Genomic DNA, 12,507 nt, shown 5'->3' with positions numbered 1-12,507 from the left:
CGGCACCCTCCGCGGACTCGGCAGCGCCCTGACCATCGATGACTCACACCGCAAGCTCCGCTCATGCCGCCACCTTCACGAGCAGTGCCGTGTTCGCGCCGCCGAACGCGGCGTTGACGGTCAGCGCGTACGGGCTCGCGGCCTGCCGGGGCGCGTCCAGCACGAGGTCCAGCGCGCACGCCGGGTCGGCGCCGAGGTGGCCCGCGTTCACCGGCAGCTTGCCCGCCTGCGCCGCGAGCACGGTGACGACCAGCTCGAGCAGCCCGGAGCCCTCGAGCCCGTGCCCGTGCACGGACTTCGTCGAGCTGACCGGAACTCCCGCGGTACCAAGGGCTTCGCGCAGTGCCGCGGCCTCGGCGTGGTCGCCGTCGGCGCCGCTGGCGTTGGCGTTGACGTACCCGAGCTGGTCCGGACCGATCCCCGCGCGGACCAGCGCGGCGCGCACAGCCCGCGCCATGCCGTGCCCGCCGGGGTCGGGGCGCACGGCGTGGTGGGCGTCGCCCGCCCGCCCCCACCCGACCACCTCGGCCAGAACCTCCCGGCCGCCAACGGGTTCCAGCACGACCGCCGACACCGCGTCGCCCAGCAGCAACCCGGTCCGGCCGGTGCTGAACGGTCGCGCGGCGCCGTCGGTCGCCAACGCCCGCCCGGCGTCGAAGAGCGCGAACTGGTCGGGCTCCACGAGGTATCCCGCCGCCACCACGACCCGGCCGGACCGTCCCGCCCGGATCGACGCGGCCGAGTCCGCGACCGCGGTGCTGCCGGACACGCACGCACACGTGTACACCTTCGCCACGCCGGCGAGCCCGGCCCGCGCGGCCACGGCCGCGGCGAACCCCGCCGTGGTCGCCGTGGCCGACCGGCCGGCGTCCGGGTGGCCGTGGATCCCCAGCAGCAACGGGGTGTTCGCACGTTCCGCCGCACCGATCCCCGCGCATGCCTCGTCGATCACGCCGACCAGCTCGTCGGCGAGCGTGCCCGCGTCCGCGAGCGTGGCCGCCGCCGTGACCCTGCGCCCGGCCACGTCGAACCGGCGGACCGGGCCGAACGCGGCGGCGCCGGCGAGGGCGCCGGCCAGCTGCGCCTGCGCTCCCCTGCCGAGCGCGCTGACCGCCGCCAGCCCGGTGATGCCGGCGCGTAACGCGGGTTCACTCATGTGGGACCGCTCCGATCGCCTCACGCAACACGTCGACCGCGCCGTCCACCGTGCTCATCCGGGCGTACTGCCCGTCGTTCAGTTCGATCTCCACGCCGTAGCGCTGTTCCACCTGGTGCAGTAGCCACGCGAGCTGCATCGAGTCGATCCGGTCACCGACCTCGTCGGCGGTCCGGTCTCCGAGGCTCGCGATCATGGCCACGACGTCGTCGCGTGCCACGGCAGGCTGTTCACTCACGACGTTTCCCGGTTCGCTCCGCGGGGCTCCGCTCACGCCTGACCCGCGCCGGCCACGTGCCCGGCCCGGTCCGCGACGGTCATCGTGAACTCCCCGACGGTCATCAGCGCCAGTTCCTCGGACTCCTCCTCGGCGAACCGCACGCCGAACCTGTCCTCGACGCGCACGGCCAGCTCGGCCATCGCCAGTGACTCCAGGTCGACACCCGCCGGGCCCAGCGTGCTGTCGTCGTCGATACCCTCGATGTCGTAGTTCATCTCCTGGAGGGTCTCCAGCACGAACTGACGGACCTCAGCAGCTTCCATCGCTCACCTTCCACTATCGCAGAACAACGGTCACACAACGGTTTTCACGGTTCTCACGGCTCTCACGGGATCGCGGCGCGCAGCACGGCGCGGTCGCGGACGAGCTTGCCCGTCGTGGTGCGCGGCAACGCCGGCACGAAGTGCATGGCCCTCGGTCGCTTGTAGCCGGCGACCCGCTCGGCGAGCGCGGCCTCCACCGACTGCCCCGTCCCGTCGCCGGTCAGCTGGACGAAGGCGGTGATCTCCCTGTCGTACAGGACGACCGCGGCGGCAACGCCGGGCAGCTCGGTCAGCGTGTGCTCGACCTCGGTCAGGTCCACCTTGAGCCCGCCGACCGACACCTGCGAGTCGAGCCTGCCGAGCACGGTCACGAGCCCGGTGTCCGGGTCCACCCGGCCCGCGTCCTTGGTGTGCAGCCAGCCGTCCGCCCAGCGGGCCGGGTCGGACAGCCCGACGTAGGGCGACTCGGGTCGGCGGATGCGCAGCTCACCGTCCACCTCGCGGACCTCGATGCCGGGTGCCGGCATCACCGCCGGGCGGTGCTCGCCGAACAGGTCGGTCGCGATGACCCCCAGCTCGGTCATCCCCCACATGTTCCCGAGTGGCACCCCGTACTTGGCGTCGAACGCCGACGAGACGGTCGCGGGCACCAACTCGCCGCCGGTGGTCATCCGCTTCAGCTGCGACAGCTTCGGCGGGTCGGCGACCGAGTTCAGCAGTCCAATGTGGAACGGCACGCCGAGCACCGTCGCCGGAGCGCTGCCCGAGGCGACCGCCTCGAGGATGCTGTCCCCGGTGAGGCGCCGCGGCGGCACCAGCTCGACGCCGGCGTGCAGTCCGTACAGGAGCCCGCCGACCAGACCGAGCACGTGGACCATCGAGGGCAGCAGGATGATCCGCTCGCCGCGCAGGGGCACGCCGTCGATCCGGGTGTACCGCTCGACCTCGGCGACGAGGTCGGCCGCCGTTCGACCGATCACCTTCGACGGTCCGGTCGAGCCGGAGCTGAGCTGGAGGACGGCGTGCGGTGTGGCCGCCTGGCCGCCCTCCTCGCGGACGGTGATCGTCTCGGTCACGTCGTGGAACACGTCCAGCGGGCTGCCGTGCACGCGGCCGACGCCGACCAGCACCCGCACGCCGAGCCGCGCGGCCGCCGCGTCGACCTCGTACGGCGTGAGCCGGTGGTCGAGCAGGACCGCCTGGGCACCGATTCGCCAGACGGCGAGCAGGGTGGCGACGTAGGTGAGCGACGGCGGGAGGTTCAGTGCCGCGCAGCCGCCCGGCCGCAGCCCGGCGGCGGAGAGCTCCGCCTGCTTCTCGATGACCAGCCGGCGTAGTCCGGATCGGGCGATCGGACCAGTCCGCAGGTGTAGACAGACGTCATTGTCCGCGCCATTCAGCAATACCTCGTCGACCCATTCCGATACCCCGGTTCGTCGCGGTTCTGTGAGCGTAATCGCGTTCACCTCCCAGCCAGAAATAGGCAACACAAATCACCCCCAAGGGGGGCGAGGATCGCTTGCCGTCAGCAGATTCGTAGATGGCGAACTGGAGCGTACGTCAGATTCCGCGCACTGAGAAGACAAAATGTGAACGGTGCTTAACGTGATGAATCGACTACCGACGGTATGATCATCTATCCACCAGACCAGTCTGGCGCAGTCCTGACCAGCATAGTTGCCCGTATGGACGCACGGGAGGACACCATCCGCACGACCATACGGACTACTGAGCATTCACCGTTTCGCCCAACTAACCGGACATATCGGTCACCATTCTTTGGATACCTCTTCCGCGCGAACGCTTAGGCGAAACGGAGTATCAAACCCTGGTCATCTCGTACGAAACCCAATACGTACGGACACAATTCCATGACTTTTAGTCCATGTCGCCACGAGGATTATCACCGGCTGTGACGTCCGCCGGACCCAACATCCACACTGGACAGTTCGCGGCTGCGAACAAGCGCCGTCACGCTCCGCGTCGGGTCCGAATCAGGGGGCAGCCGCGACACCTGTCACGAATTCGTCACCGACGGCCTGACAATCGGCCGGGCGGGTGATCATGTCACCCGGACGGCCGACATCGCCGGTCCGGGGAGTAGAGCGCGCTCGGTCACCGCTCCGCGACGGCGGCCGGTTCGGCTCGGCGTTCGTGTGCTTTCAGGAGGAGAGCCATCAGTTCCTCCTGGGCGCGGATCCGGGCCCGGTACTTCTCCGGGAGTTGTTTCAGGATTCTTTCCTCGGCGCAGAGTTTGGCGAAGATCTCCTCGCGGTGCACGGGATCGTTTTCCACGTCGAGGTATTCGCGGGCGTGCCGGCGGGCCGCGCAGATCACGTTCTGGGCCCGGCCCCACCGGCTGGTCAGGGAGGCGACCACGGTGACGACCAGCACGGCGAAGATCACGACCAGGGACAGGCCGGTGCTGATCTCGACCACCTCGACCGGCCGCCCGCCGTTGACGAACGGGACGTTGTTCTCGCCCAGCGCGTGCAGGATGAGCTTCACGCCGATGAACACGAGGATCACGGCCAGCCCGTAGGTGAGGTAGACCAGCCGGTTGAGCAGGCCGTCGAGCAGGAAGTACAGCTGCCGCAGACCGAGCATCGAGAACGCGGTCGCCGTGAACACCACGTACACGTTCTGGGTGAGCCCGAACAGCGCGGGGATCGAGTCGAGGGCGAACAGCAGGTCGGTGCCGCCGATCGCGACCATGACCAGCAGCATCGGGGTCATGACCCGCCTGCCGTCCACCGCGGTGAGCAGCCGGTCGCCGTGGTAGCTGTCGGTGGTGCGCATGAGCCCGCGGGCGACGCGCACCACGACGTTGTCCGCGTCGTGGTTCTCCTCGGTCGTCGGTTTGACCATGCCGCCCGCAGTGATGAGCAGGGCCAGCCCGAAGAAGTAGAACACCCACGCGAACAGGTCGATCAGCGCCGCGCCCAGCAGGATGACCCCGGTGCGCGCGACCAGCGCGAAGGTGATGCCGAACAGCAGCACCTTCTGCTGGTTGGCGCGGGGCACCCGAAAGCTGCCCATGACCACGAGGAACACGAACAGGTTGTCCACCGACAGCGCCTTCTCCGTGACCCACCCGGCGAAGTACTCCGCGCCCGTGTCCGCGCCGGCGAACAGCAGCACACCCACGCCGAACAGGACCGCGATGCCCACGTACACGGTCGACCACAGCGCCGCCTCGCGCAGTGTCGGGAGGTGGGCCCTGCGCACGTGCGCGAGGTAGTCGAACAGCAACAGGCCCACGATCCCGACGATCGTCGACCACCACACGACCTGGGGCACGTCCCCACCCTCCCGGCAAGCCCTACGGAACCGGTTCAGCCCAGCATGCCGTGCCCACCGGCGCAACCGCGCCCCTCGCCTCGTGGCGGCGTGTCCCCCGGGGTGCTCTAATGCTGACCATGTCCGAACCGAACGCGAGCCGGGACGTCGAGCGCTTCGGCTACCAGCAGGAGCTCCGCCGGACGCTCTCGTTCTGGGACCTGCTGATCTACGGACTCATCTTCATGGTGCCGATCGCACCGTTCGGGATCTTCGGCAGCGTGTTCAACGCCGCCGGCGGCATGGTGGCGCTGGCGTACGCGGTGGGCGCGGTGGGCATGGTGTTCACCGCGGTGTCCTACGCGCAGATGTCCAAGGCGTTCCCGCTGGCCGGTTCGGTGTACGCGTACGCGGGGCGCGGGATCGCGCCGCCGTTCGGGTTCGTCGCCGGCTGGCAGATCCTGCTGGACTACATCCTCGTCCCCGCGCTGCTCTACGTCATCTCCGGCATCGCGATGAACGCCTTCGTGCCCGGTGTCCCGGTCGTGGTGTGGGTGCTCGGGTTCATCGTGCTGAACACGGCCGTCAACTACTTCGGGATCGAGCTCACGGCGCGGACCAACCGGGTGATGCTCGTCGTGGAGCTGGTCGTGCTGGTGGTCTTCCTGGTGGTGGGCGTGGTCGCGCTCGCGCGCGGCGCGGGCACCGGGGACGCGTGGTCGCCGCTGTTCGACGCCGACACGTTCTCCGTCGGCCTGGTCTTCGGCGCGGTGTCGCTGGCGGCGCTGAGCTTCCTCGGCTTCGACGCGATCTCCACGCTGTCGGAGGAGAACCGGGAGGGCGGCCACCAGGTGGCACGGGCGACGGTGCTGTCGCTGCTGGTCGTGGCCGTGCTGTTCATCGTGCAGACCTGGGTCGCCGCGCTCCTCGTGCCCGACCGGGAGCGGCTGCTGACCAAGGGCGACACGACGGGCACCGCCTTCTACGACGCGGCCGAGCACGCGGGCGGCCACTGGCTGTACGTGCTGACCGCGGTGACGACAGCCGTCGCCTGGGGGTTCGCCGACGCGCTGGTCGCGCAGGCGGCGACGTCGCGCCTGCTGTACTCGATGGCCCGGGACGGCCAGCTGCCGCGTTTCCTCGCGCGCGTCCACCCCGGCCACCAGGTCCCCGAGCACGCGACCTTCCTGGTGGCGGCGATCTCGGTGGTGGTCGGCGGTGGCATGACGTTGCGTGCCGACAACGGCGTCTCGCTGCTCACGACCCTGGTGAACTTCGGCGCGCTGACCGCGTTCCTGCTGCTGCACGTGTCGGTGATCGTGCACTACCTCGTGCGCGGGCGCAGCCGGGACTACGTGCGGCACCTGGTGGTTCCCCTGTGCGGCATCGCGATCCTCGGGTACGTGGTGGTCGAGGCCAAGGTGGCCGCCCAGGCGGTCGGGTTGACGTGGCTGGGGATCGGGCTCGTCGTCATGGCCGTGTTGCAGATCAGGAGGACGCGTGGACGTCATCGAGTACCGGCCCGACCCGAGTGAGTTCGCCTGGACCTTCGGTGGCGTGCCGGCGATCCGCACGGTCTCCCCCGGCGACGCACTGTCGCTGTGGACCGAGGACTGCTTCGCCGGCAAGGTGCGCACCGAGCGGGACCTGGTGTCCCAGGTGTGCGAGTTCCCCTTCCTGAACCCGCAGACCGGCCCGTTCTACGTGCACGGCGCGCGGCCGGGCGACACGCTGGCACTGCACTTCGTGTCGATCGAGCCCGCCCGCGACGTCGGCGCGGCGACCACCGTGCCGTTCTTCGGCGCGCTCACCTCCGACGCCCACACCGCGACGCTGCAGGAGGCGCTGCCGGAGCTGGTGTGGCTCTACGAGCTGGACAACGCCCGCCGCACGGTCACCTACCACGCGAAGAGCGCGGACCTGACCCTCGAGCTGCCCATGGACCCCATGCACGGCACCGTCGGCGTGGCCCCGGCCGCGCTCGAGGCCCGCTCCGCGCTGGTCCCCGACTCGCACGGCGGCAACCTCGACACCCCGGAGCTGCGCGCGGGCGTGACCGCCTACTTCGGCGTGAACGTGGCGGGCGCGCTGTTCTCCCTCGGCGACGGCCACGCCCGTCAGGGCGAGGGCGAGGCGTGCGGGACGGGCGTCGAGGTCGCCATGAACACGGTGGTCATCGTGGAGCTGCTCCGGGGTGTGGCGACGCCGTGGCCGCGGCTGGAGTCCGACACCCACCTGATGTCCGTCGGCGCGGCCCGCCCGCTGGAGAACGCGTACCGGGTGGCACAGGTGGACATGACGACCTGGCTGTCCGAGCTGTGCGGCGTCGACCGGATGGACGCCTACCAGATCGTCGCGCAGGCCGCACTCGCCCCGGTCGCGCAGGTCTGCAACCCGATCTACACCGTCACCAGCAAGATCTCCAAGGCGCTGCTCCCCGCGGTGCCCGCGTACCAGGGCGTCCACGCGGAGCTGCGTGCCCGGGCGGCCCGGCTGCGTGCCTGACCTGTGGCACGATCGGCCGCGGAACCGACTGTTGACATGAGGGGGTCTTCGACATGGTTTCGACCGAGGAGGGCTTGCGCCGGGTGACCGAGCTGGCCAGCACCGAGAACTGGCTGGCGGTGCTGGTCACCACGCGGCCGGACGGTGAACCGGCGGTCTCGGTGGTCAACGCGGGGATCCTGCCGCATCCGGTGAGCGGCGAACCCGTGGTCGGCATGGTCTCCATCGGCGGCACCGCGAAGCTCGCCAACCTCCGCGCGCACCCCCGAGCCACCTTCGTCTTCCGCGCCGGCTGGCAGTGGATCGCCGTGTCCGGGACCGTCGAACTGGCCGGGCCGGACGACCCGCACCCGGGCGTGCCGGCCGACCGGCTCCCCCAACTGCTCCGCGACATCTACCACGCCGCCGGCGGCCAGCACGCCGACCTGGACGAGTACGACCGCGAGATGGTGGCGAGCCGGCGCGCCGCGGTCCTCGTCACGCCGACCCGCTTCAGCACCAACCCCGCTACCTGACGGTGAACCCGCCCGCCGGACCGTCCGCCGCGGAGCGGTCGACGTGCACCGGGACGTGGCCGACCGGGGTCACCCACCGGTCGCGTCGTCCGTCCCAGTAGGACAGTGCACGGCGATCGCGGCCGGGCAGGGGTGACGAACCCGTCAGCTGGGACGGAACCAGCGGAAGCCGTACGGGTCCAGGGCGATCTCCTCCGCCGGGTCGTGGTCGTCGGTGCCCAGCAGGTCGGTCAGGCGGGTGCAGTCCAGCGACAGCGTCAATGCCGCCGGTTCCGCGCCCAGGTTGTGCACGGCGACGACCGAGCTGCCGTCCCAGTCGCAGCGGTGCGCCAGTACCGCGCCCTTCGCGTGCAGCACGGACAGCTTGCCCCACCCCAGTTCCGGGCACTCCTTGCGCCGGCGGATCAGGCGTTCCATCCAGTTCAGCAGGGAGTGCGGGTCACGGCGCTGCTCGGCCACGTTCGCCGAGTGGTCGTCGGGGAGCGGGCGGGACAGGCGGGCGCCGTCCGGTGCGGTGGAGAAGCCGGCGTGCGTCCCGGTGGACCACTGCATCGGGGAGCGGGAGCTGAGCCGGCCGGGGATGTCGAGGTTCTCGGACATGCCGATCTCCTCACCGTAGAACAGCGTCGGGGTGCCCGGCATCGAGAACATCAGCGAGTACACCAGGCGGATGCGCCGCTCGTCGTGGTCGAGCATCGTGGGTAGGCGCAGCCGCAGGCCCCGGCCGTAGATCTGGACCGACTCGTCCGGGCCGAAGGCGTTGAACACCTCCTCGCGTTCCTCGTCGGACAGCTTGTCCAGGCTCAGCTCGTCGTGGTTGCGCACGAAGTTCGCCCACTGGCACTCGGACGGGATCTCCGGCATCGACTCGAGCAGCTCCGCCAGCGGGGCGGCGTCCTGCCGCGCCAGCGCCAGGAACATGAACTGGTTGAGCGGGAAGTTGAACATCATGTTCAGCTCGTTGCCCGCGTCGCCGAAGAACTCCACCGACTTGTCATACGGCAGGTTGACCTCGCCGAGCAGCACCGCGTCCCCGCGGCGGCGGGTCAGGAACCCGCTCAGCTCCCGCAGCAGCGAGTGCGGGTCCTTGTGCTCACCCTCCGGGCCGTCGACCTCCTCGATCAGGAAGGGGACCGCGTCGATGCGGTAGCCGACCACGCCCAGCGCGAGCCAGAACGCGCCGATCTTCGCGATCTCGTCGCGCACCGCGGGGTTGGCGGTGTTGAGGTCGGGCTGCTCGGCGTAGAACCGGTGGAAGTACCACTGCTTCGCGTCGTCGTCCCACGCCCAGTTCGACTTCTCCTCACCGGGGAAGACGAGATCCTCCTTGTCCTCGGGCTTCTCGTCCTGCCAGACGTAGTAGTCGTGGAACGGCGCGTCCCGGCCCTTGCGAGCGGAGGAGAACCAGCGGTGCCGGTGCGAGGTGTGGTTGACGACCAGGTCGACGATCACCCGGATCCCGCGGTCCTGGGCGGTGCGCAGCATCTCGGCGAAGTCGCCCAGCGTGCCGAGCCGGTCCTCGACGCTGTAGAAGTCGCTGATGTCGTAGCCGTCGTCGCGTTCCGGGGACGGGTAGCACGGCATCAGCCACAGGCACGTCACGCCGAGGCCGGCGAGATAGTCGATGCGTTCGGTGAGGCCGACGAGGTCGCCGCAGCCGTCGCCGTCGCTGTCGAAGAACGTCTGGACGTCGAGGCAGTACACCACCGCGTTCTTCCACCACAGGTCGCTGGTCGCGGTCCGCTTCCCGGTCACGCCGCTGCCTCCCCCGCTCCGCGGCACCGCAACGCTCCGCAAGCTCCGCTCCACCGGCGCCCTCCGCGGACTCGGCAGCGCCCTGAATGTCGATGATTCGCTCCGCAAGCTCCGCTCATGCCGCCACCTCCCCCGCTCCGCGGCACCGCAACGCTCCGCAAGCTCCGCTAGCTCCGCTCATGCCGCCACCTCCGGTAGGACGTGTTCGCCGAAGCAGTCGAGGAACGCCCGCTGCTCCTGCCCGACGTGGTGCAGGTAGATCTCGTCGAAGCCCAGGTCGGCCGCGTCGTTCACCCAGTCGACGAAGCGCTTCGGGTCGGCCGCGACCAGCACGGAGCCGTGCATGTCCGCCGGCCGGACGTGCCTGGCGGCCTGCTCGAACTGCTCCGGTGTCGCGAGGTCCCAGCACAGGGGCGCCTCGAAGAGGTTGGTGCGCCACTGGTCATGGGCGATGCGGAGCGCCTCGTCCTCGTCCGGCGCCCAGCTGAGGTGCACCTGGAGGGCGATCGGTTTCCCCTCGCCGCCGCCCGCGCGGAAGTCGTCGACGAGCCGGCGCAGGGTGTCCTCGGGCTGCCAGATGGTGATCAGCCCCTCGGCCCACTCCCCCGCCCACCGGGCGGTGGCGGCGCTGACCGCGGTGGCGAGGAGTCTCGGCGGTCGTGCGGGGAGCGTCCAGAGGCGGGCGCGGTCGACGTGGACGAGCCCGTGGTGGGTGACCTCCTCGCCGGCGAGCAGCGCGCGGATGACCTCGACGCACTCGCGGAGCCGCGCGTTGCGGACGTCCTTGTGGGGCCAGGGTTCGCCGGTGATGTGCTCGTTGGAGAACTCCCCCGTGCCCAGCGCCACCGATAATCGGTCGGGGAACATCTCGGCCAGGGTCGCCACGGCCTGCGCGCTGATCGCGGGGTGGTAGCGCTGGCCGGGCGCGTTGACGACGCCGACGGGGAACCGGGTCCGGGCCATCGCGGCGCCGAGCCAGGAGAAGGCGAACCCCGACTCGCCCTGCCGCTCGCTCCACGGCGAGAAGTGGTCCGACGACCACGCCGCCTGGAAGCCCACGTCCTCGGCGTGCTGGACGTCGGCGAGGAGCCGGCTCGGTGGGATCTGCTCGTGCGAAGCGTGCCAACCGACAATCGGCATGTGTGGCAACCCTCAGGCTCGTTGTTTGGCGCTGTCGTACACGAACTGGATCGTGTCGGAGCCAGCGACGGCCGTCAGCACGGTGAGGGCCAGGCGGGTGAGGCGGGGCGCGAACACCAGACCGGCGGTGAAGCCGGTGGCGAGCCAGACGGACAGGCAGAACGGGCAGGTGAACAGCTCGCCCACGGCGTGGCGCACCGCCCCGTCCTCCCGGACCTCCTCGTTGACCTCCCCGGCGCCGGCGGGCTCCTGGTAGCGGGTGAACGGTGCCCGCAACGGGCTGGTCACCGCGTCCTTCGTGAGCAGGCGGCTGGCCTTGTGCGTGCCGAGGCACAGCAGCACGGTGTCCCCCACCCCGACGCGCTCGGGCAGCCGGACGCCGCGTGCCCGCGCCACGCCGCTCACCAGCCCGAGGAGGGCCGAGTAGGTGCCGATGACCGCGACGTAGCCGCCGAGGGGCCGGTCCGCACCGTGGGCGTAGCCGCGCTGCGCGCGGCGGGCCAGCCGCCGGACCACGGATCCGGGCTGTTCAGCTGTGTCCACCATGTCCTGGTTATTCCCCGCCGTCGGGTGCGGAAACGCCATCGGGATCATCTGGCGGGCATCCCGGGTGACGCTCCGCGCCTCCGAGCCACGGGGGCGGCATCGGCGAACTGGCCAGAGCGCCCGGGTCAGCGGCGGTCGGTGGCGAAGGTCTCGTACAGGGCCTCGAGGTCCAGTGACTCGGCCGAGGTGGGGCGCGGCTCGTCGGTGTGGTTGACGAGGTGGTGGAGGGCCTCCATCTTCTCGTCGAGCTGGGTCGCGGCGTCGGCGGCCTGGGTCAGCTCGCTCTGGAGGTTCGCCGGGACCTCGCCGCGGTACTTGTAGTAGATCTTGTGTTCCAGGCTGGCCCAGAAGTCCATCGCGATGGTGCGGATCTGGATCTCGACCGGCATGCGGACGGTGCGTTCGGCGCGGAAGACCGGGATCGACACGATCAGGTGAAGGCTCTGGTACCCGTTCGGCTTGCGGTTGGTGATGTAGTCGCGCTCGTCGAGGAGTGTGACGTCCTCCTGGCCGACCAGCATGTCGCGGATCTTGCCGATGTCGGAGATGAAACTGCAGATCACCCGCACGCCCGCGATGTCCAGCACGTTCTCGCGGATGCTGGCCAGGTTCATCGCGTAGCCCTTGCGCCGGACCTTCTCCAGCACGCTCTCCGGCGCCTTCAACCGCGACGTGATGTGCTCGATCGGGTTGTACGCGTTCGCGTGGTTGAAGTCCTCACGCAGGATGTTGATCTTCGTGACGACCTCGTCGATCGCGAACTTGTAGCCCAGCATGAAGTCCGTGAACTGCCCGCTGCGCAGGCGGACGTCCTCGACGCCGATCGAGGGCATGACGCCCGTCAGGTGGCCGGCGGTGCTCGGGGAGTGCTGCCATGATCTCATCACCTCCATAGTGGCACGGCCCGCGCGGGCGCCCGGGGGTCATTCGGCGATGAGGTCTGCCACGGTGATGGGGATGTGGCGGACGCGGATGCCGGTGGCGTTGTGGATGGCGTTGGCGACCGCGGCGGCCATGCCGACCACGCCGATCTCGCCGATGCCTCGGGCGCCGATGGGGTTGTGCAGG

The 12,507-nt window shown here is 70.2% G+C and carries 12 protein-coding genes; 3 read left to right on the top strand and 9 right to left on the bottom strand.

Annotation, left to right across the window (positions count from 1 at the left end; genetic code table 11):
- Nucleotides 1-61: 61 nt before the first annotated feature.
- From ACJ73U_RS15630 to ACJ73U_RS15610, 5 genes are all read right to left on the bottom strand, one after another.
- A complete protein-coding gene (locus tag ACJ73U_RS15630) occupies nucleotides 62-1,156 on the bottom strand; it encodes a beta-ketoacyl synthase N-terminal-like domain-containing protein (protein ID WP_407778341.1) in 1,095 nt (364 codons plus the stop codon).
- A complete protein-coding gene (locus tag ACJ73U_RS15625) occupies nucleotides 1,149-1,394 on the bottom strand; it encodes a hypothetical protein (protein ID WP_407778340.1) in 246 nt (81 codons plus the stop codon). Before ACJ73U_RS15625 ends, ACJ73U_RS15630 begins: the two co-directional genes overlap by 8 nt.
- A 32-nt stretch (nucleotides 1,395-1,426) precedes the next feature.
- The gene (locus ACJ73U_RS15620; RefSeq protein WP_407778339.1) at nucleotides 1,427-1,699 is read right to left on the bottom strand and encodes a phosphopantetheine-binding protein; all 273 of its coding nucleotides are present in this window, start codon (nucleotides 1,697-1,699) and stop codon (nucleotides 1,427-1,429) included.
- Between the two features lie 62 nt (nucleotides 1,700-1,761).
- The gene (locus tag ACJ73U_RS15615; RefSeq protein ID WP_407778338.1) at nucleotides 1,762-3,102 is read right to left on the bottom strand and encodes a class I adenylate-forming enzyme family protein; all 1,341 of its coding nucleotides are present in this window, start codon (nucleotides 3,100-3,102) and stop codon (nucleotides 1,762-1,764) included.
- 712 nt (nucleotides 3,103-3,814) lie between these two features.
- Nucleotides 3,815-4,999 (bottom strand): TerC family protein, encoded by a 1,185-nt coding sequence (locus tag ACJ73U_RS15610; protein WP_407778337.1) that lies wholly within the window; start codon nucleotides 4,997-4,999, stop codon nucleotides 3,815-3,817.
- Between the two features lie 119 nt (nucleotides 5,000-5,118).
- On the opposite strand from ACJ73U_RS15610, the gene ACJ73U_RS15605 reads away from it, so the two are divergent.
- From ACJ73U_RS15605 to ACJ73U_RS15595, 3 genes are read left to right on the top strand one after another with little or no spacing between them, the layout of a single operon-like run.
- On the top strand, nucleotides 5,119-6,513 hold the full coding sequence (locus tag ACJ73U_RS15605; RefSeq protein WP_407778336.1) for an APC family permease: 1,395 nt from the start codon (nucleotides 5,119-5,121) through the stop codon (nucleotides 6,511-6,513).
- Nucleotides 6,479-7,483 carry an acetamidase/formamidase family protein gene (locus tag ACJ73U_RS15600; RefSeq protein ID WP_407778335.1) on the top strand — a complete coding sequence of 335 codons (1,005 nt, stop codon included), beginning with the start codon at nucleotides 6,479-6,481 and terminating at the stop codon, nucleotides 7,481-7,483. The genes ACJ73U_RS15605 and ACJ73U_RS15600 overlap by 35 nt, the downstream gene beginning before the upstream one ends.
- 53 nt (nucleotides 7,484-7,536) lie before the next feature.
- Complete coding sequence (locus ACJ73U_RS15595; RefSeq protein WP_407778334.1) at nucleotides 7,537-7,998, top strand: TIGR03618 family F420-dependent PPOX class oxidoreductase; 462 nt, start codon at nucleotides 7,537-7,539, stop codon at nucleotides 7,996-7,998.
- 144 nt (nucleotides 7,999-8,142) lie between these two features.
- On the opposite strand, the gene ACJ73U_RS15590 is transcribed toward ACJ73U_RS15595, so the two are convergent.
- The 4 genes from ACJ73U_RS15590 to ACJ73U_RS15575 all read right to left on the bottom strand — a co-directional run bounded on the left by ACJ73U_RS15590 (nucleotide 8,143) and on the right by ACJ73U_RS15575 (nucleotide 12,323).
- The gene (locus tag ACJ73U_RS15590) at nucleotides 8,143-9,753 is read right to left on the bottom strand and encodes an alpha-amylase family protein (protein WP_407778333.1); all 1,611 of its coding nucleotides are present in this window, start codon (nucleotides 9,751-9,753) and stop codon (nucleotides 8,143-8,145) included.
- A 177-nt stretch (nucleotides 9,754-9,930) separates the two neighbouring features.
- Nucleotides 9,931-10,893, bottom strand: a complete 963-nt coding sequence (locus ACJ73U_RS15585; protein WP_407778332.1) for a TIGR03885 family FMN-dependent LLM class oxidoreductase — start codon at nucleotides 10,891-10,893, stop codon at nucleotides 9,931-9,933.
- A gap of 12 nt (nucleotides 10,894-10,905) precedes the next feature.
- A complete protein-coding gene (locus tag ACJ73U_RS15580; protein ID WP_407778331.1) occupies nucleotides 10,906-11,439 on the bottom strand; it encodes a DUF1360 domain-containing protein in 534 nt (177 codons plus the stop codon).
- Nucleotides 11,440-11,564: 125 nt separating this feature from the next.
- Nucleotides 11,565-12,323: a GTP pyrophosphokinase family protein gene (locus tag ACJ73U_RS15575; protein ID WP_407778330.1), complete on the bottom strand. Its 759-nt coding sequence runs from the start codon at nucleotides 12,321-12,323 to the stop codon at nucleotides 11,565-11,567.
- Between the last annotated feature and the right edge of the window lie 184 nt (nucleotides 12,324-12,507).

Origin of the sequence: Actinophytocola sp., assembly GCF_045807065.1 — a bacterium.
GTDB lineage: Bacteria > Actinomycetota > Actinomycetes > Mycobacteriales > Pseudonocardiaceae > Actinophytocola.
Note: the sequence above shows the minus strand (reverse complement) of the source record. Positions and strands in the feature narration are given on the sequence as shown.